This window comes from Exiguobacterium sp. s138, from assembly GCF_018618775.1.
In the GTDB taxonomy this organism is placed as follows: Bacteria; Bacillota; Bacilli; order Exiguobacteriales; family Exiguobacteriaceae; genus Exiguobacterium_A; species Exiguobacterium_A artemiae.
The window spans coordinates 1-403 of record NZ_JACSMW010000020.1 but is presented as its reverse complement, the minus strand read 5'-3'; the positions used below and the strand labels follow the sequence as shown (position 1 = coordinate 403).

Annotated in this window: 2 tRNA genes; both read right to left on the bottom strand. The window is 49.4% G+C overall.

Annotated elements, in window-relative coordinates:
* Positions 1-113: 113 nt before the first annotated feature.
* A tRNA-Ala gene (locus KNP91_RS15650) sits at positions 114-186 on the bottom strand.
* 18 nt (positions 187-204) lie between these two features.
* Positions 205-281 (bottom strand) — tRNA-Ile (locus KNP91_RS15645).
* Positions 282-403 lie beyond the last annotated feature (122 nt).

Below are 403 nucleotides of genomic sequence, written 5' to 3'. Positions count from 1 at the left end.
ATTTTGGTATTCTAAGAACACACGTCTAATGACATGGTTATAAAAAGTTTGATGTCTTGTTGATGTCTTCAGTTTTCAAGGTGCGAGTGCCTTCTCCGTTAAGAAAAGACAAATGGAGCCTAGCGGGATCGAACCGCTGACCTCCTGCGTGCAAGGCAGGCGCTCTCCCAGCTGAGCTAAGGCCCCATGGGCTATAAAAATGAATGGTGGGCCTAAGTGGACTCGAACCACCGACCTCACGCTTATCAGGCGTGCGCTCTAACCAGCTGAGCTATAGGCCCATTCAAAATGGGATGTTCAATTGAGAGATCGGACTCTCAAAACTGAACGATGGGCATGTCCCGTAAGGGACGTTTTCCTTAGAAAGGAGGTGATCCAGCCGCACCTTCCGATACGGCTACCT